The following is an 18934-nucleotide window of genomic DNA, read 5'->3' as shown; positions in this document are numbered from 1 at the left end:
TGTACTCCCTGGTAGGAGAGGGGTCGGGGGTGAGGTTCTTGTACTCCCTGGTAGGAGAGGGGTTGGGGGTGAGGTTGTTGTACTCCCTGGTAGGAGAGGGGTTGGGGGTGAGGTTGTTGTACTCCCTGATAGGAGAGGGGCTGGAGGTGAGGTTCTAACCTTTCTCCCGTCAATAATTGAAACGCACCGGGAATATTCAACTTACCTAATAAACACCGTTCCGGTTCTTCTACCTCTTCCGGGTTACAGGGAATAGCACTATTTAAAATCGCTTCCCGCACTGCTTCCGCATTGGGTTGTTCACCCCGTTGCAATTGCATACTCATTAATAAGGCAGAAATACCTGTGACAATGGGTGCAGCGCAACTTGTACCTTTTTCTCTGATAGGTTCTTCCGTTCCCGGTTGTGCGCCTAAGATATTTTCACCATTTGCCATTACACCCTTATTTTGATATTCTCCGCCATAATTACTAAATTTAAAGGGTTGACCATCATCTCGCATTGCACCTACAGTAATCACACCGGGGAGAATAGAGGGAATACACCAACATTCCCCTTTATCATTACCACCTGGGGCAACAATTAACATATTATTATCTTGGCATTGTTTCACAGCACGGGCAAATAAATCTGGTGCTACTCCGGTTTGGGTGGGGTGACAAGCAGCGATATGGATAATATTCGCTCCCCATTGCCAAGCGGTATTAATAGCGTGGGTAAGGTTGATAGGGGAAATAAAATCATCATTAGCGAAGGAAATAGGAATATTTAATGCTGTACATAAAGGGGCAATACCAGGGGCGGGTGTGCCGTGTTGCCCTAAAATTGTGCTAGAAATGTGAGTAGCATGACTGGATAATTCAATGCGTTGTCTAATAGCTGGAGGGAAAGGTGCAAAAAATGCCTCCCGTTCTTTTTTTGCACCTTCTTTATCGTGGTCGGGGTCGTCTTTTTTATCTTTTTGTTCTTTGTTAAAATCTAAAGATAAATTGAGATAATAATAGTATTCTTCGTTGAGTTCAATATCTTCTGACCAGTAGGGTTTAAATTGACTAAATTTTGCCCCTTGAAAACAACTGCGTTCTAAATCAGCAGCACCATCAAGGATAGCAATTTTAATGCGAGGGTCGCCTTTTGTGCGTGTCCAAATTTGGGAGATTCCGGGGATGTCGGTAAGGTTAGGCATGGTTTTGATTGTGTTGTTGTAATTGATGTTATAATTATGGGTGAAAAGTCTAATTTTTTATAAAGTTAATGCCAGCTAAAGATATTTTTCATGATGCTGTTAGGATAGGGTTAGAAAAAGAGGGTTGGGTGATTACAGATGATCCTTTAAGAATTCGCTCAGGTAGGGTTGATATGCAAATTGACTTGGGAGCAGAAAAAATCATAGGTGCTGAAAAAGGAGAGGAAAAGATTGCAGTTGAGATTAAAAGCTTTATTAGTTCTTCCAATATTTCGGAATTTCATACCGCTTTGGGTCAATTTCTTAACTATCGTCTTGCTTTGAAAGATCAGCAACCTAACCGTTTTTTATATTTAGCAGTTCCTCTAGGAGCTTATCAAACATTTTTTAACTTGCCATTTGTAGAAACCGCTATTGAGCATTTCCAACTCAGCTTGGTGGTTTATGACCCAAACCATGAGGTGATTGTAACATGGAAAAAATAGAACAATATCGTACATATATCCAAACTTTATTAACTGAATATGCTCAGGGAAGTCCATCGGATCATGAGGTAGAAACGCAACTGATTTTTGACAAGGAACGGGATCATTATCAGGTTGTTTATACAGGTTGGAAAAATCGCAGACCGATGTATGGTTGTGTTTTGCATTTGGATATTAAAAATGGCAAGATTTGGATACAACATGATGGAACTGAGATTGGTATAGCAGATGAATTAGTTAAATTAGGAGTGCCAAAATCAGATATTGTTTTAGCTTTTCATGAACCTTTAGTGAGACAATATACGGGTTTTGCTGTTGGTTAATTTTCACATATATTTTACATGAATTGTACATCATTTTTGGAAATATTTACATTATGTCACATTATGTCATACAGTGATTTTACCCTCAGAAAAGTCAAGCAAACCTTTGGCATAAATACCATTGAAAATCAAAAGTTTCTGCCAGAAATCCAACCAATAGCTGCTAGTGCAACCCTGACTGATTTTTTAGCAGAAAGTTTACCATTAGCTATAGCGACAGGAAGTGAAAAAGCACGTTCTGAGTTAATCATTAGTCCGGTTTTACTAGAGGTTCGTAAGATTTTACAAAGAAAAATTAGTTTATTCTCTGGTACAGATTTTACTGTAGATTCGGCTTTAGGATTGAATGGAGTCTGTGATTTTGTTCTGAGTCGTTCAACGGAACAGTTAGAAGTGGAAGCACCAGCAGTTATGATTGTGGAAGCCAAAAAATCAGACTTAAATCCGGGTATTGGCCAGTGTATTGCGGAAATGATTGCTGCTCAAAAATTTAATGAAATTAATAATCAACCCATTCCTACAATTTATGGTAGCGTCACTAATGGTACTGTTTGGCGATTTCTACAATTAACGGAACAAACTGTAACAATTGATTTTACAGATTATCCCCTTCCTCCTGTTGATGTCATTTTAGGAATTTTAGTTTGGATGGTAACTGCTGCTAACTAGATAATCTACTAATAAAATTCTCATGTTCTGGACTTGCTAAACCCTGCTGGACAACGGTTAACACTTTTCCTAAATCTCCTCCTAATAATGCTGTTTTATCTAACCATAAACCGGGGAATACTTGGGAACAAATTATATTATCTGCATTGGGTTGAAGTTGAATATACTCCCCTTGTTGTAATCTAAACCAATCAAATTGATGGTCATAAACTCGCCAGATTAAATATTCTTGGACTTGATTACGACGATAAACTTTGAGTTTTTCATGTAAATCATAGGAAGCACTAGAAGCAGCAATTTCTACTATTAATTCTGGCGCACCTTCTACATAATCATCTTTATTTATTCTTGATTGTCCTCCTGTTTCAATTCTTAATAAAGCATCCGGTTGTGGTTCGTTATCTGTATCAAGAAGAACAGTTGTGTTATCCAGTGATTCTACTCCTGGTGTAGCTGCTTCATAAGCGATTAACCAACCCATAATGCGAGCATGGGGTTTGCCGTGTTGTTTTGCTCTAACAGGTGATGCCACGTAAACTACTCCTTCAATTAATTCGGCTTTTTTGAGATTCGGCATGGCATGATAACGCCGTTCAAATTCATGACGGGTTAATTTGTCGCCGTTTTCTAGGGGAGGAATAGTTAAGATGGCAGAAATTGCAGTAGTAGATATCATAAAATTTGCTCAAATTTTGCAGAACATGAAATTGTCACCAATCAGGATGTCCAGGATTTCAGGATTTACAGGATGTTACATGAGTAATTTTGGTTATGGTAATAAAGGAGTTTTTATTCCCCGTTTGACAGCTTCGGCTAAACCTTCAGATTTTCTTAATTGTCCCATTTGATAAAGGGACATTAAAATTAATAGTTCATAACGTTCTCCTGCTGTTAAACCGGTATTTTTTCCTTTAGCTTGTAGTTCTCCCAAGCGTTGATTTTGCACTACATCCATTTTTAAATTAGCTAATTCTAGAACTTCCTCATCGGAAATATCAGGAATGCTTGAATTAATGCTCATTTCTGAGAGATTATCTAAGGTAGGTAATACTATTTCTAGGGTGTCAAGTAAAACATCTGATATCTCTCGCGCTGTTGCTTCTCCAAGACACTGGATAGAAGCAGCTAAACTTTCGGGTAAGTTAATAGTTATGGGAATTGTCATAGAAAATAAAATTCTTTATTACAATTATACTTTAGATGATGTTTGGGATGAATTTCTTTGTAATTTTTTTGTCTGAATCAGGATGTTCAGGATTTCAGGATTTACAGGATGTCATTTAAATTCTGTAGGTTGGGTTGACGGATGTTACCCAAGATTTTGGTGATTTTGTGATTTAATGTTGTTGGGTTGCGCTGTCGCTTAACCCAACCTACATCTAACCTATAGATATCATTATTGTCAGATTATGTCTTTTTTAAGCTATATTTTGTAATGTTTGGGGTTGGGGTATAGGCTTACCGATTTGATTATAGCCATACAGCAAGTCTTCTAACACTTCCTTGGCATTTTCTAGAGCTTCTTCATAGCTTTCTCCGTGGGTTTTAGCATATTTTCCCCACTCAGGTAAAAAGGCAATATAGGCTTGATCTTCGTCAGACCATTGAATTAAAATACTATATTTCATAGTTTATCTGCTTTTTCTAATTGTTCAAGTTCTTTGATACTTTCTATTATATCTTTCTCTTGATAGGGTTTTGCATCTTTGCTGTCTTTGCCAGATAGGACTACAGGTTTTGGTAAAAGCGGATGAATCCAGTAAGAATGACTACCTTTTCCCCGCTTTGGTAATAACGTAAATCCTGCTTTTTGCAACATCTGTTTTAATTCTCTAATTTTTTTGGGCATTTAGTTTTATTTATTTGGACTTCTGGAAATTGCATTTTAATGATGTTATTTAACGTTTTGGTGATTTTGTAATTTAATTTTGTTGGGTTGCGCTGTCCCTTAACCCAACCTACATTTTCTTATTAGTTTTTGTTGGTGGTTATAGGAGAACTCATTTGATAATACAGATTCAAATTTTCTATCCTCCCAGCTATTATTTCATTTTCCCGTAGTCCTACAATTGTTCCCTGTACAGGTTGTTCTCGATAATAGGCATGAACTCGGTTAGCTAAATCATTGCGTAAATTAGCAATAAAGTTATTAGGGTCACTGGTACGATAATAAAGGATTTTTTCTGGGTTGGCTTGGCTAAAACCAATAATTAATGACCAACAGCTATCTAAAAGTTGTAAAGCCTGGGGTGAGAGAACTTTGGCTAGTTGTTGAAATTTTTCTTTGCTAATACTGGGATAAACCTCGATTTGACTACCACCATAGAAGTCAAAGTCAAAGCCAATGACAACGGAATTATCTACCAAAAATGGTTGCAATTCTTCAGCAGGTTGACATAGGGATATTGCCTTGGCTAATTTTTGGGGATAATCACTGATGATAAACCAAAATTTGAGGCGAGAAGCACTAAATTCTCTTCTTAAATCAATACCTACTAATATCTGGTGGACTTTACTGAAATCGAAATCATTGCCAACAAAATTCTCAATGAGATGATAAGTTAATTTAACATCTGTCTTGGCTGCTACTTGCTGAAAAAAATTAATAGCTGTCTGATAATCTTGCCAATTTGGTTGATTACGAAATAAATTAAACCGAGCCGGATACAGTTGATCTTTTTGGATTTTACAAGAACATTCTAATCCCCAATGTGTAACTTTTTGAGCAAAATCATCGAAAATATTCAGGGTGTAGAGATGGTCAACATCAAAGATATGTTTATGTTGATTGATGTAATGTAGATTTTTTTGGCTACCTATAAATAAATTCTCAGAAATAGTCATTTATAATTCCTTCTTGTGCCTAGACAACCTCGAAATTTACAGTCTGGATACTCTTATCACATTACCACCCGTTGCAATAACCGCGAATTCAAATTATCACGGCGTGAATGTCGGGAAGTGTTTCTTTATGCGATAAAAAAGGCTTTGGATAAATACAATTTCCAGCTTTATGCTTTGTGCATTATGTCAAATCATGTTCATTATTTGATTGCACCTAAACAGCCAGAAGAGTTACCCAAAATTATGCACTTCCTGAATTGGTACACGGCGATGTGTTTCAATCGGATGTTAAGAAGAACGGGACACTTTTGGGAGAAACGATATTACTGTGATGGGTTTCCTGCTTCAGACAAAGAAAGAGCATTAAATACTTTACGCTACATTCACGCTAATCCTAAAGCTGCCAAAATGCGCCAGAGTTTTTTCTATGACTTCAGTAATTATGGCAGTTATGAACGCTTAACTGATGATGGTTTAACTCAATGGCATCCGGCTTTTTTACGGCTAGGAAGCAGTTTAGAAGAATGTGCCAAAAAGTATAAAGGCTTCTGCCAAAAGTATAAACCCAAGGAGAAAACCCCGACCCAATGCCACTGGGGTAGTAAGCTGTTGGCTGGGGTTCATCTCACAAATAAGGGTTCAACCACCAACCCCAAAAAATCTAAGTCCAGTTTTTCACCTCCCCCGCAACCGGAAAGTGAATACTTTAGTTCAGGCTGCTATTGAGACAGTACAAGCACAAGCGACAGAAGCCCAAGAAGAATCTATTCGTCGGACTTTGGGTAGTTTCCTCAGCCGTATTTATTATGATTTACGCAACTTGGGAACAACTTCCCAAGATAGGGCGTTAAATTTTGCCTCTACGAATGCTTTTCAAGCGGCTTCTACCTTTGCGGAAGCTGTGGCTACAGGTATGGAATTGGATAGTATTACTGTAGAAAAAAGTCCTTTCTGTCGTTTAGATAGTGATTGTTGGGATGTAAAATTGAAGTTCTTTGACCCTGAAAATAGCCGTCGGGCCAAGAAGCTATTCCGGTTTACAATTGATGTGAGTGATATTATTCCTGTCACCTTGGGCGAAGTCCGTTCTTGGTCTACTCCTTATTAATATAATATTGGTAAGTTGGGTTAAGCGACAGCGCAACCCAACAAAGTCTTTTATCTCGTTTATCTCGTTCCCAGTCTCTGACTGGGAATGCGGTTACAGAGGCTCTGACTCTGCTTTAATAGCAGGCAGAGCCTTCTAGAATTTATTCCCATACGGAGTATGGGAATGATAAAATCATGTTGAGTTTTTTAATGTTGGGTAACATACGTCAACCCAACCTACAATCTAAATCTAAAATTGATTATGAGATTACCCAAACTTTCCCCTCCGGTAAAAAGACCAGATATTATTTATCCTCATCGTTCTGTGGATGTCATTCATGGTAGAGTTGAGGACCTAGTTAGCATTCGTATGGACTTATTACATGGTGCTAATTATAATGACCCCGCCGCATTTCAAAATCGTAGTTATCAGCAAATTAAATCTTCTTGCAGTTGTGCAATTTAGGAGTCATCAAAGTTATGAGTAAACAAGAGAAAACCCCCGCAAATTCGAGTCAACCAGAACCCAAACAAACAGCAGAAATTGAACGCAAATTGTTGTCCACTGGTTTGGAAGATTATGGTTTTTGGTCACAGGAAATGGCTAGACAAAAAGCCCAACAAACTGAACCTGATAAACCTTTCCGTCGTGGTCGGATTTGGTGTTAGTTGGTGGTGTTAGTTGGTGCGGTTTTCATATCTCCGACTTCTTTGAGAAGTTGGGGATATTCATTAATACACAGGAAACACTTTACTTAAATCAAGCTGTAAATCAGTAAACCAAGGTAAAGATATAACCTGAGTAGGTAAAACAATTCGCTTATTTGTATACCCAAATATCCCCTGTTTATTTTGATATGGTTCACTGTAACATTCCAAGCAATTATCTAATAAATTAAATATCCAATAATCAGCTATTCCCGCTTTCGCATAAAGAGGTATTTTCACTTTTTGGTCATAGTCTATGGAAGAATCTGCAACTTCTATGACTAACAATATATCTGTCCCTTGTGGGTGAGATGAAAAATAATCATCATCACGGTTTTTGACAATGGCAAAATCTGGTTCTGGTTCGCTTTTGGGTGGTATACTAATAGGGGCTTGAGATTGCAGAATTGCTCTATCTTCTATAAGTTTTGGAAGTTCCTTTAATAGCTTTCTTAAACAAGTTTCATGTTCCGTACCTTTTGATACTATTTTTACCAATTCTCCGTTAATTAATTGAATGTGATGCCTACGGCGAGCGCAGCTATCATCTTCTTTTAAAAAGCCAATTTCGATGAGTTCGTGATATTCTTCTAGGGTGAAGCTTTTAACCTGAATTGTAGTCATATATCTTGCTCTTTGAGGATTTGCTATTATATATTCTAAAAATCCCAACACACTGAACCTGATAAACCTTTCCGTCGTGGTCGTATTTGGTGTTAGTTGGTGCAGTTTTCATATCCCCGACTTCTTTGAGAATTTGGGGATATAATTCTAATTTTTAGAGATTATTGAGATCAATACCTTTATCTGCTAATTTTGCTAATAAGTCTTGATAATTTTTTTGTTCTTGGTCGGCACGTTCTTTTTCTTGTTCAGCACGCTGTTGTTCTTGGTCGGCACGTTCTTTTTCTTGTTCAGCACGCTGTTGTTCTTGGTCGGCGCGTTCTTTTTCTTGTTCAGCACGTTCTTTTTCTTGTTCAGCACGTTGCTGTTCTTGTTCTGCGCGTTGTTTTTCGTGGTCGGCACGTTCCTTTTCTTCTTCAACACATTGATTTAATTCTACAGATGTGAGAAACTTACCGCCATGAGGATAATAAATTTCTAAGTTATCTGCTGTGAGTTTAAAACGTATGTCTAAACGCGGGCTGACCCAATTATTAATATCCTCAATTGCTTCTAAACATTCTTGTTCAAGAATAAATCCTGTTAATTCAATTGTATCTGGATTGTATATATAATACTCTTCTACTCCGTAACGCTGATAAAAGAGGATTTTTTTGGCCATTTCCTTGATAGTATTTCCTGGAGAAAGGATTTCAAATACCACTTGGGGAGGAATATTATTTTCTTGCCATTGTTTATAAGAACCTCTATCACCTTTGGGTCTTCCAAACACCACCATGACATCAGGTGCTTGTCGGGTTTTTACACTTCCTTCTACAGGATACCAAAGTAAATCACCAGCTATAAATACATCATCGTTTGGTGCGAATAATATTTCTAAATTTTCCTTAATTTTAACAATCCATTCATATTGTTTAGTATTATCAGACATAGGGTTGCCATCACTATCAGGGTAGATGATTTCTGGTTTGATTTCTGGTGGTATAAGTTGCTGTACCATATCTGAATCTCCATTTTACCAAAGGTAAATAAAGTTTTGAACACAAGCAGCGGCACTGATGAATATATTAACAATTATAGTCATTTGCGATCGCTTTGCGTTTTTTGAGACTTTAGACAAACTCCGTAGTTATTGCCTTTGGCAAGTCCCGAATTTATGGAAGAAATCCGGGATTTTGTGCTTAAATTTTAAAGAGTGCCAAAACCTTTTTTCTTTTTCTCCTTCTTTTTCTTCGCTGGTGGTGCGCCACCGGGATAGCCACGCCAGCCGGGTGAAGGACGATTTCCTGCGGCTAAAGGATTTCCACCCCCAAACATTCCTGGCATACCGGGAATGCCCCCTTGTCCCATTTGCTGCATGAGCGATCGCATTTTTTGAAAGTCTGCCACTAATTTGCTTACATCCGCTTCTCTGTATCCAGAACCAGCCGCTATTCTCTTTCTCCGACTGGGAGAACTAGATAATAAATCTGGATCACGTCTCTCTTTTCCAGTCATGGAATTGATCATCGCTTCACAGCGTTTTAACTGGGTTTCTCCTTGCTTCAGTTGGTCTTCGGAAAGCTTGTTCATACCCGGAATCATCTTCATGATTCCACCTAAGGACCCCATATTCTTCAACAACCGCATTTGCTTGAGAAAGTCAGTAAAATCAAATTTCGCTGACAGGATTTTCTCCTGCATTTTCTCCGCGTCTGCCAAATCTATCTCTTCTTGGGCTTTTTCTACTAGGGTGAGAACATCCCCCATGCCCAAAATCCGCGAAGCCATGCGTTCCGGGTAAAATGGCTGCAAGGCCTCGACTTTTTCCCCCACACCCACAAATTTAATCGGCGCACCGGAAATTTGCCGCACAGACAAGGCCGCACCACCTCGGCTATCCCCATCCATTTTGGTCAGGATTGCCCCTGTAATGCCAATTTGATCATGGAAGGTGCGCGTTAGATTTGCCGCCTCTTGCCCGGTCATGGAGTCCACAACCAGCAAGGTTTCGTCAGGTTCAACTACCTGTTTAATACTGGCTAATTCCGCCATCATCCCTTCGTCTATTTGCAACCGTCCAGCAGTATCAATAATTACTGTATTTATGCCTTCTGTTCTGGCGCGTTCCACACCCTGACGGGCAATTTCTACCGGGTCTGCCTCAATTCCCAGTTCAAAAACTGGTACGTCAATTTGCTTACCCAGAGTGATTAATTGATCAATTGCTGCGGGACGATAAATATCCGTAGCCACTAATAAGCAACTACGCTCTTGTTTGCGTAAATGTAAGGCTAATTTGGCTGTGGCTGTGGTTTTCCCGGTCCCCTGTAAACCAGCCATTAACACAACGGTGGTTTTCCCTGTAACTTCTGCTAAGGGAACATTTTCCTCTCCCATGACCCGCACCAGTTCATCATAAACAATTTTGATGAATTGTTGGTCAGGACGCACACCGCTGATAACTTCAGCCCCTTGTGCTTTGGTTTCAACTTCGCTAATAAAATCTTTAACGACTTGAAGATTAACATCTGCTTCCAACAAAGCCCGACGCACTTCCCGTAAAGCGTCTTGAATGTTGGATTTTGATATTTTATCCTGTCCTCGCAGTTTTTTCCAGGCGGACTCTAAACGGTCAGATAGTGCATCAAACATAATTCAGTTATAACGTAGTTAGTCTGTTGAGAATATTTACTCAGTTTTTAAGGATCTTCTTTACTAGCTTATCTGAGTCTAGCAACTGATGAATCTGGTAAACCGTAATTTTGAAGGTGTTTTAGTTGGTAATAGGTATTTTCTTACGTGGTAGGAAAGGAAAAACGAACCACAGAGACACGGAGGACACGGAGAAAGGAGATTTAACAGGGATTTTTGGGTAAGTTTGACAAATAGGACTTACCCACAAGTTACGAAAGAATGAACCACGTTCGTGAAGCGTGCCGAAGGCATAGGCACGAAGAACAGTAAGATAAAGAGAGTTTTAGAGGTATTTTGCCTAAGTTCTGGTTTATATAAAGGTGGTAAATCCCAAATTCTAGATCCCTGACTTCTTTAAGAAGTCGGGAATCTGTCCATGAATGATCGCTATGGCTGCATTCTTACCTAAAATCTATAATTGTAATTTTTTACTAAGATTAATAAAATTTTATTTTTATCAATGCAATTTTCAAAAATATATGCTATTCTGAACATTTAATAATCTAAAAAAAAACAACTATGAATAAGTTGAATAACTACATCCAAAACCTACAAAGGAATATTAAACATGGTGGAGAACGCAGTCATTACTCTAGTTTACAAAGTTTAATAGAAGGGTTAGAAATTGGCATTAATACTATAGTAGAAGAAAAAGGTAATCAAGCAGGAATACCTGATTTAACTATCAGAAAAAATGAGCGTGTTGTGGGATATATAGAAGCTAAAGATATTAATATCAACATTACTAAGTTAGATAAACAAAATGAACAGCAAGTTAAACGTTATTTGGAATCAAATATAGGTTATAACTTCATCTTAACTAATTACCTACAATTCCGTTGGTATGTAGATGGGGAATGTGAAAAAATCGCTGAATTAGCTACTTTAGAACAAGGAGAAATTACTCTAGTTGATGATTTAAAACCTATCACAGAATTATTACAATCATTTCTAAATCAAAAAGCTAAAGATATTAATAATTACTATGATTTAGCTAAGGAAATGGCTGCTTATACTAAAACTATTAGAAATGCTATTGAACTATCTTTAGTTATAGAAGATCCTACAGCAGAATTAAATCGCTTAAAAGAAACATTTAAAAAATTACTATTGTTAGATATAGATAATGATAAATTTGCGGATATGTACTCTCAAACTATTGCTTATGGGTTATTTACTGCAAAAATTGGTCATACAGAAAACTCTGAAGAATTTGCATTTAATCGCACTACAGCTAGTATTTATATTAGTGATAGAATCCCTTTTTTAAAAGGTTTATTTGATTTAGTTTTAGGAACTGGTAGCGTTAGTAAAATTCACAAATCTATTGAGAATTTAATTGATTTATTTAACAGAATAGATATGGCCAATATTTTAGAAAATTTTGGTCGAGAAACGCGCACAGAAGATCCTGTAATTCATTTTTATGAAACATTTTTAGCTGCTTATCAAGCATCATTAAGAAAAAGTCGCGGAGTTTATTATACTCCTGAACCTGTGGTTAAATTTATTGTGCGTGCTGTGAATGATATTTTAGTAGATAAAACAATTTTTGATTTAGAATATGGTTTAGGAAATAGAAGAGTAACAATTCTTGACCCCGCAACAGGAACAGGAACATTTTTATATGCAGTTATTCAACAAATTCGTGATAATTTTGCTAAATATGATGTTCGTAGTTGGGAAAATTTATTAAGAGATACAGAACTTTTAAATCGTCTCTTTGGTTTTGAGTTATTAATGACTCCTTATACCATAGCACATTTAAAAATAGGTGTATTATTGGGATATTTACAATATAAATTTGCACCAAATGAAAGATTAAAAATCTATTTAACTAATGCGTTGGAAGAAGGAATAAAACAAGGTGATTTAATCCCAGGAATTACCCAAATTATCGCGGAAGAATCCAGTCAAGCAGCAAAGGTAAAAACAGAAATTCCCATTACTGTAGTATTAGGAAATCCTCCCTATTCTGTCAGTTCTCAAAATGCTAGTAAACGCAAAAGAATCTTAAACCAAGATGAAAAATATTTAGCAGATGTGGAATATACTGGTTCAATTTGGAATAGAATTTATAAAACTGGTAAAGTAGGGAAAACTATTACAGAATTAACCCACATTGGGGAACTTTTAGAATTATATAAAGGTAGGGTAAGATTAGAAGGGGAGAAAAATATTCAACCTTTGGATGATGATTATATCAAATTTATTAGATTTGCTCAATATCAAATAGAAAATAATAGTCATAATGCGGGTATTATTGGTTTTATTACTAATCATTCCTATCTTAATGGTTTAATTCATCGGGGAATGAGAGAAGAATTATTAAAGTATTTTGATACTTTATATATTATGGATTTACATGGTAATTCTTTATTAAAAGAAACTACTCCAGATGGTAATATTGATCAAAATGTTTTTGATATTCAGCAAGGTGTGGCCATTTTAATTGCTGTGCGTGAAAAAAGTAAACCTGATTATGGTTCTACTGCTTATAAATCCAGAAATGGGATTAAGGAAATGGCTAAGGTGTTATATTATGATGTTTGGGGAAATCGTGAGGATAAATATAATTTTTTAGAATCTGCAAGTTTAGATAATGTTAATTGGATAGAGTTAAAACCTGCTGAACCTAATTACTTTTTTGCACCAAAAAATATTGATTATGAAGATGAATATAAAAGAGAGTTAAGTATTACTGATATCTTTCCAATTTATGCTGCTGGTTCACAAACGAGGAGGGATAATTTATGTGTTGATTATGATAGAGAAAACTTAATAAATAGGTTTAGCAATATTGCAATAAATACTAACTTAGAAGAATTAAAACAAAAGTATAATATCAAAGATACAGAATATTGGACTTTAGAAAAAGCTAAGTTAGATATCCAAGAAAATGAAATTGAATCAAATGTATTATTATATGCTTATCGGCCATTTGATAATCGCTGGGTTTATTATAATCCTAAGATTATTGAAAGAGGAGATAGTCGTAAGGAATTAATGGCACATTTATTAAAAGGTAATAATATTGCTTTACTTTCATGTCGTCAACAAGTTGAACCAGGTTTTTATCATATATTTTGTTCAGAAATTTTAACAGAACGTTGTATTGTATCATTGAAAAGTAGAGAATTAACTTATGTTTTTCCTCTTTACACTTATCCAAATACAGAAAATCAACAAACTAACCTTTTCCTGGAAAAAACTCCTAATTTATCTCCAAAATTCTTAGCAGCTATCAAAACTAAACTGGGTAAAATACCCACACCTGAACAAATATTTTACTATGCCTATGCAATATTTCATAGTCCTACTTATCGCACTCGCTACGCTGAGTTTTTAAAAATAGATTTTCCCCGTCTTCCTTTAACCAGTAATGAAAACCTATTTACCGAATTAGCTATTAAAGGAGAAGAATTAGTTAATTTACATTTAATGAAATCGGATATATTCAATTATTTAATTACCACCTATCAAGGAATAGGAGATAATCAAGTTACTGAAGTTACTTATAATTCAGAATTGCAAAGGGTTTATATAAATAAACAGAGTTATTTTACCGATATTCCCCCCCATATCTGGGAATTTAAGATTGGTGGATATCAGGTATTGGATAAATGGCTAAAAGATAGAAAAAACGCCAAACGAGAATTATCTATAGAGGAAATTAACCACTATCAAAAAATTGTCATTGCTTTAACAGAAACTTTACAAATAATGGAGGAAATTGATACAATTATCCCTGGTTTTCCCTTAGAATGATCAGTTATATAGGACTCCTATTTGATTTTTGATAGCTTGCGTGGCGTAGCCATACAAGAATTAGTAGGTATCAATTCTGTCTTTCTTCCTGTGTTCCTTGACCACATAAGTAAATTCACGCAATCGAACCGGATTCCTATATATGACAAAAACATGAGCGAAAAAATAGCCCATGACCGCTTATTTAAAGAACTGATATCCACATTTTTCATAGAATTTATAGAACTATTCTTTCCCGAAGTTCTTAAATATCTAGATACCAACTCAGTTTGATTATTAGACAAAGAATTATTTACAGATGTTACCGCAGGAGACAAATATGAAACCGACTTAATAGCCAAAGTCTAATTTCTAGGTAAACCTTCTTACTTTCTCATTCATACTGATATCAGGATTTATTGACACATATTTGCGACTGAATAAAATAGAAGAACAGAGATTTAAAGCAGAAATAGGTTCATTAATACCAGCGGAAAAGGAGGAAGTTATGCAAATAGTTACTAGTTGGATGGAACAAGGTATTGAAAAAGGCATTTAGCAAGGTATTGAAGAAGCAATTACCAAGGAAAAAGATTTAATTGTCCGTCAAATTAAGAGAAAAGTAGGAAATATTAATATGGAATTAGAAAACCGCGTGAAAAGTTTAAATATCGAGGTAATTGAAGTGTTAGCAGAAGCAATATTTGATTTAGATACTGTGGAAGATCTACAAAATTGGTTAGATAAGCATGATTAAGTTAAAATTTATAAAACTGTACTTGACTTATTACAGCAGTTACCGATATTTTGAGGTACAGATATTAATGATAAAAACATTGTGGTGCGGGCATACAACGGCCAATCTCAGTACAACTTTTGCCTGTTAAAATTGTACCTCAACCTTATGGTAATCTGCTGTAATTTATTGACAATCTCAAAAAAGAATTAGATAGTCTAGTCTAATCACTTGTGGAAATTGCCAAGTGAATCTGGTTAAGTTGAGGAGTGAGATTTTCTAATAAAAGCGTTACTGTTTCAAGAGATTTTACCATATCTTTTACAGCAATTAAGTCTTTTTCAGAGGAAACTTGTTTAGAAATATTTTTCATATCCTCTCCTACAATATATGTAGATTTTCGTAAGTTGTTGGCAGACTCTATCAAGATATTGATATCAGAGATTGTTGCTTGTTTATCTGGAGATAAAAAACTTTTTAAGATACTTACAAAACCCTCAAAATTCTCGGTAAAGGTGTTGAGATTCTTGTCAATTTCCTCTAGGTTTTTTACTGATTTATCATTATTTATTCGAGCAACATTTACAGATTTGCTAAAAAGTTTATAGTTAATATTTTTTGAAGCTATAATTGGTTTTTCTAAAAAATAGTCAAAATTTATTTGAAACAAACCACTACTTATACTCCCTCTAATAACGGCTGTATTTGTGTATGCTCTTGCTAATTCAATCTCCAGCCACTGGTATGCGCCTTGATAGTTAGTAGTGGTGCTGTTATTATATGCCTGATAGTTTTGCTGGATTTCTGCGTTAACAGGTACGAATCCAAAAGCTACTCTAACGGTAGAGGTAACACTACTTACAATTGTATAGTTTATATATGCAAAAAATTTATCCGATTGAGACGTTTGCTGTGCTAGTACAGGCTTACCCAAAAGAGTAGTAGCAAATAATGGACTTAGAAATAAAACCATTGTAAAATTAATTTTTTGTTCCCGGAAAGAAAATTTCATGATCATCACCTTTTTATGAATTACAAAAGTTGCCAATTTTAAAATTGAAATCCGTAGCCTATGCTAATACCAAGTCTCACACCGTCTCCCGCACTACCCGTGATGTCAATAGCCGCAGGAGTAATTACAATGGGTATATTCGCAAAAGGTGCGATAGACAGCCCTACATTTAAATCCTGACCAGTCCATTCAGTAAAAACATTCATCTGGTCAATTACCCTCAAACCAGCACTACCAAAAATACCCACGGAATCAGTATTATTAAAAATTTGACTCTCCGTGCGAAACCGTCCATTACCAAGCCCAGCATTAAGATACAGCCGACTAAGGGGGTCAAACTTGCTCTGCTTGAGTTTTACAACCTTGCTGACAACGCCATAAAGACTAGTATCGGTATCAGTAGCACCCCAAACTAAAGAATTTTCCAGCCCTACAGCAGCCCTAAAATTCCCCGGTAAAACCCGATGCAACTTAAAGGAAAAACTACCCCTCTCACCAAAGGTTTGATTGCTATTAATACCTAAATCGTTGATATTAATACCGACATCAAAACCAATGGTATGATCGGGATCACCTAAACCAAAAGTTATCCCCATACCACCATCAGCAGTCTGGGTAAAACGAGTCCGACTCTGAAAACCAGCGCCAATGCCCATATTTCCAAAAGAAGCACCATAGGCGCTCGGTACCTCAAAACTATCACCAGGGGAAGAAGTCCAAATAAACTCAGGAATGTTGTTCTCTAAGACCTGTAGCCGTTTCTGTAAGTCTTGAATTTGCCTATCCAGTTCTCCTGGAGTCGGGGGGACTGCTGGTGTTGTTGTTTTGCCAGGTAAGGTATTTTCATCATTCACAACATTTTTCTGAGCCAACACCGTGGGAACTGAATCATTTTTTGTTGTTTGTGTCTCAATGTTAGAGAAAACAGGTAAAACTGAGGTATCATCAGAAATAGATAGATTCCCAGGCTGGATTATGTTTGGGTCTGATTGGTTGGTTTGGGCTAGGGCTTCAGTATTATAGCCATCGCTAGAATAACTCTGAGCTAAAGCCAAGCCCGGAATCAGGCAACAAAACAAGGTGGTCATAGTTGCCAACCTTTGCAGGAGGTAAAAATTGACGTAACTCATTGTTGTTTTAGTGCAGATAAGGAATTTTTATTTGATACTTTATACTTTTACTTTAATTGTGGATTTTAACAACCCAGAAAAATACGGATTTAAACGTCTCTTTTGTGAAATAATTTTAGAAGAAAAAAACGGAAAAAATTAGAAAAAATTGGGTCAACTTTTGCTACAATACTTACAACCCTTAGTATGTATAGTTTTCATGAATGTAAACGAAATTTTACAATTTGTAGATCGGCTGGTAGTTGAACACACAGGAAAACATCTGGATGATGTGCAAAGGGCTGTGGTGGTGGGAACATGGCAAAGACAAACCTATGATGATATTGCCCAGCAGTGCAATTTTAATAAGAATTATGTAAGTGATGTGGGGGCAGAACTCTGGCAACTTTTATCATCTGTCTTGAGTGAGGATATAAAAAAATCTAATTTTTGTTCTACGATTGAAAGATTTAGACTCACTGAATCACCAGTTATTATACAAAATCATCATCAAAGTAATAATAATCAAAGTAATAATAGTTTTAATATTTGGAACTATCCCTATGCGGCAAATCATAAATGCCAAAGAAATGAGCAAGAACTAACTTATCACGATTTAAGCACCGCGCCTCAAATCTTCGAGTTTTACAACCGAGAATCTGAACTAGAAATCCTTTCCTATTGGCTACTCAAGCAAAATAGCCGTCTCATTTCAGTTTTAGGCCTACCTGGTATTGGTAAAACTACCCTAGTAAAAAAATTAATTGACCTGAATTATCAACATTTTGAAATCATTATTTGGAGAAACTTAACTTTTCCTAAAAGTCTTGATTTACTGATCAGTGATTTGTTGAAATGCTGCAAACAGCAACTCCAGGAAACATTACATGAACAATTTCAACAACTCTTGGATCTTTTCCAGCATCAAAAATGCTTAATTGTTATAGATGATGTGCAAAATCTTTTCATACCTGGTGAATTGGCTGGCGAATACCGACCGGAATATCGCAACTATCAAACATTTTTCCAAGCAATCAGGGAAACCTATCATCAAAGCCAGATCATTTTAATCAGTCAGGAAAAATGTCCAGAAATGCAATGCTTAGATAAAGAATTATACCCGTTTCAATGCCTAGAATTGTTAGGAATAAATAACAGAGCAATTCTGGAAAATATGGGGTTAAAAGATGAAGATAATTGGCTGAATCTGATTAATTTATATGAAGGTAATCCCCAATACTTAAAAGATATTGCTGCTTTAATAAAAGACTGTTTTGATGGCAATGTTGCTGAATTTTTAGCTGAGAATAAGTTAATCATTACTAGTCAGATGAAAAGGCAGTTTAAACAATTATTTGATCGATTGTCATCTGTGGAAAAGCAACTCGTTTTAGAACTAAGCAAAATTGAAAACCCCGTGGTTCGAGAAAGTTTAAAACAGTCGCTAAATTTATCATCTATTGAATTTATTAATGGACTACAATCTCTACAACAACGCTATCTCATCATCAAAACTAAGGCAGATAAAACTCTGTTTCATTTGTCTCCTATTTTTAGGGAATGTGTCAAATCACTTCTTAAATAAGTAGATTGGGACTTACGTAAGATGTGCCTACAAACCTTATTTTTACCAAGGGTAATTCATGAATTACCCCTACTTTTGTTCTTTTTTGTGGGAATGCTAGTAACTTTGGCGGCCAAGATACCCAGACCACAAGATACAGG

At 36.1% G+C, this 18934-nt stretch carries 19 protein-coding genes and 3 pseudogenes; 11 read left to right on the top strand and 11 right to left on the bottom strand.

The features are described from left to right. The coding region (locus ACIR131C_RS26060) for a S8 family serine peptidase (RefSeq protein ID WP_035371915.1) at window positions 1–1187 on the bottom strand (1187 nt) is incomplete at its 3' end. A 68-nt stretch (window positions 1188–1255) separates the two neighbouring features. Between ACIR131C_RS26060 and ACIR131C_RS0111950 the strand changes: the two genes are divergently transcribed. The 3 genes from ACIR131C_RS0111950 (at window position 1256) to ACIR131C_RS0111940 (ending at window position 2664) form a co-directional block, all read left to right on the top strand. Continuing rightward, complete coding sequence (locus tag ACIR131C_RS0111950; RefSeq protein WP_028083546.1) at window positions 1256–1672, top strand: XisH family protein; 417 nt, start codon at window positions 1256–1258, stop codon at window positions 1670–1672. Next, a complete protein-coding gene (locus tag ACIR131C_RS0111945) occupies window positions 1660–1995 on the top strand; it encodes a XisI protein (RefSeq protein ID WP_028090380.1) in 336 nt (111 codons plus the stop codon). The genes ACIR131C_RS0111950 and ACIR131C_RS0111945 overlap by 13 nt, the downstream gene beginning before the upstream one ends. Window positions 1996–2058: 63 nt before the next feature. Beyond that, on the top strand, window positions 2059–2664 hold the full coding sequence (locus ACIR131C_RS0111940) for a hypothetical protein (protein WP_028090379.1): 606 nt from the start codon (window positions 2059–2061) through the stop codon (window positions 2662–2664). Here the strand turns inward: ACIR131C_RS0111940 and ACIR131C_RS0111935 are convergent. From ACIR131C_RS0111935 to ACIR131C_RS0111915, 5 genes are all read right to left on the bottom strand, one after another. Beyond that, the gene (locus ACIR131C_RS0111935) at window positions 2657–3340 is read right to left on the bottom strand and encodes a Uma2 family endonuclease (RefSeq protein WP_028090378.1); all 684 of its coding nucleotides are present in this window, start codon (window positions 3338–3340) and stop codon (window positions 2657–2659) included. The two genes, ACIR131C_RS0111940 and ACIR131C_RS0111935, sit on opposite strands and share 8 nt — an antisense overlap. 93 nt (window positions 3341–3433) lie before the next feature. Then, a complete protein-coding gene (locus ACIR131C_RS0111930) occupies window positions 3434–3829 on the bottom strand; it encodes a hypothetical protein (protein ID WP_028090377.1) in 396 nt (131 codons plus the stop codon). A gap of 253 nt (window positions 3830–4082) precedes the next feature. Next, the gene (locus ACIR131C_RS0111925; RefSeq protein ID WP_028090376.1) at window positions 4083–4292 is read right to left on the bottom strand and encodes a type II toxin-antitoxin system HicB family antitoxin; all 210 of its coding nucleotides are present in this window, start codon (window positions 4290–4292) and stop codon (window positions 4083–4085) included. After that, window positions 4289–4513 (bottom strand): type II toxin-antitoxin system HicA family toxin, encoded by a 225-nt coding sequence (locus ACIR131C_RS0111920; protein WP_028090375.1) that lies wholly within the window; start codon window positions 4511–4513, stop codon window positions 4289–4291. Before ACIR131C_RS0111920 ends, ACIR131C_RS0111925 begins: the two co-directional genes overlap by 4 nt. Before the next feature lie 122 nt (window positions 4514–4635). Further along, window positions 4636–5508: a LynF/TruF/PatF family peptide O-prenyltransferase gene (locus tag ACIR131C_RS0111915; RefSeq protein WP_028090374.1), complete on the bottom strand. Its 873-nt coding sequence runs from the start codon at window positions 5506–5508 to the stop codon at window positions 4636–4638. Window positions 5509–5523: 15 nt separating this feature from the next. On the opposite strand from ACIR131C_RS0111915, the gene ACIR131C_RS22615 reads away from it, so the two are divergent. From ACIR131C_RS22615 to ACIR131C_RS0111895, 4 genes and pseudogenes are all read left to right on the top strand, one after another. Next, on the top strand, window positions 5524–6234 hold the full coding sequence (locus ACIR131C_RS22615; protein WP_051347552.1) for a transposase: 711 nt from the start codon (window positions 5524–5526) through the stop codon (window positions 6232–6234). Then, window positions 6203–6616, top strand: a pseudogene (locus ACIR131C_RS26055) (cyanobactin maturation protease PatG family protein); the annotation flags it as partial. The gene ACIR131C_RS22615 and the pseudogene ACIR131C_RS26055, both read left to right, overlap by 32 nt. Before the next feature lie 243 nt (window positions 6617–6859). Then, window positions 6860–7063 (top strand): cyanobactin biosynthesis system PatB/AcyB/McaB family protein, encoded by a 204-nt coding sequence (locus ACIR131C_RS0111900; RefSeq protein ID WP_028082580.1) that lies wholly within the window; start codon window positions 6860–6862, stop codon window positions 7061–7063. Between the two features lie 14 nt (window positions 7064–7077). Next, window positions 7078–7266 (top strand): cyanobactin biosynthesis PatC/TenC/TruC family protein, encoded by a 189-nt coding sequence (locus tag ACIR131C_RS0111895; RefSeq protein WP_028090372.1) that lies wholly within the window; start codon window positions 7078–7080, stop codon window positions 7264–7266. Between the two features lie 63 nt (window positions 7267–7329). Here ACIR131C_RS0111895 and ACIR131C_RS0111890 read toward each other — a convergent pair whose 3' ends face one another. After that, a complete protein-coding gene (locus ACIR131C_RS0111890; protein WP_028090371.1) occupies window positions 7330–7929 on the bottom strand; it encodes a Uma2 family endonuclease in 600 nt (199 codons plus the stop codon). 42 nt (window positions 7930–7971) lie between these two features. Between ACIR131C_RS0111890 and ACIR131C_RS27350 the strand changes: the two are divergent. Then, a pseudogene (locus ACIR131C_RS27350) lies at window positions 7972–8025 on the top strand (cyanobactin biosynthesis PatC/TenC/TruC family protein); the annotation flags it as partial. A 58-nt stretch (window positions 8026–8083) separates the two neighbouring features. Here ACIR131C_RS27350 and ACIR131C_RS0111885 read toward each other — a convergent pair. Together ACIR131C_RS0111885 and ffh are read right to left on the bottom strand one after the other, a co-directional pair. Continuing rightward, a complete protein-coding gene (locus tag ACIR131C_RS0111885) occupies window positions 8084–8929 on the bottom strand; it encodes a Uma2 family endonuclease (protein ID WP_028090370.1) in 846 nt (281 codons plus the stop codon). A gap of 188 nt (window positions 8930–9117) precedes the next feature. Further along, window positions 9118–10563, bottom strand: a complete 1446-nt coding sequence (gene ffh, locus ACIR131C_RS0111880; RefSeq protein WP_028090369.1) for a signal recognition particle protein — start codon at window positions 10561–10563, stop codon at window positions 9118–9120. 561 nt (window positions 10564–11124) lie between these two features. Between ffh and ACIR131C_RS0111875 the strand changes: the two genes are divergently transcribed. Both ACIR131C_RS0111875 and ACIR131C_RS24585 read left to right on the top strand, forming a co-directional pair. Next, complete coding sequence (locus ACIR131C_RS0111875) at window positions 11125–14373, top strand: type ISP restriction/modification enzyme (protein WP_028090368.1); 3249 nt, start codon at window positions 11125–11127, stop codon at window positions 14371–14373. 153 nt (window positions 14374–14526) lie between these two features. Then, window positions 14527–15109 (top strand): annotated as a pseudogene (locus tag ACIR131C_RS24585) (DUF4351 domain-containing protein). A gap of 202 nt (window positions 15110–15311) precedes the next feature. Here the strand turns inward: ACIR131C_RS24585 and ACIR131C_RS0111860 are convergent. Both ACIR131C_RS0111860 and ACIR131C_RS22605 read right to left on the bottom strand, forming a co-directional pair. Next, window positions 15312–16100, bottom strand: a complete 789-nt coding sequence (locus ACIR131C_RS0111860) for a hypothetical protein (protein WP_028090366.1) — start codon at window positions 16098–16100, stop codon at window positions 15312–15314. Window positions 16101–16138: 38 nt separating this feature from the next. Beyond that, window positions 16139–17155: a hypothetical protein gene (locus tag ACIR131C_RS22605; RefSeq protein ID WP_231395454.1), complete on the bottom strand. Its 1017-nt coding sequence runs from the start codon at window positions 17153–17155 to the stop codon at window positions 16139–16141. Window positions 17156–17429: 274 nt separating this feature from the next. Here ACIR131C_RS22605 and ACIR131C_RS0111850 point away from each other — a divergent pair, with 274 nt between their 5' ends. Next, a complete protein-coding gene (locus ACIR131C_RS0111850) occupies window positions 17430–18794 on the top strand; it encodes a helix-turn-helix domain-containing protein (RefSeq protein ID WP_028090365.1) in 1365 nt (454 codons plus the stop codon). Window positions 18795–18934: the final 140 nt, after the last annotated feature.

The sequence above is a fragment of the Dolichospermum circinale AWQC131C genome (assembly GCF_000426905.1).
Classification (GTDB): Bacteria; Cyanobacteriota; Cyanobacteriia; order Cyanobacteriales; family Nostocaceae; genus Dolichospermum; species Dolichospermum circinale.
The sequence above is the reverse complement of the archived record's forward strand: the minus strand, read 5'-3'. Positions and strand labels throughout refer to the sequence as shown.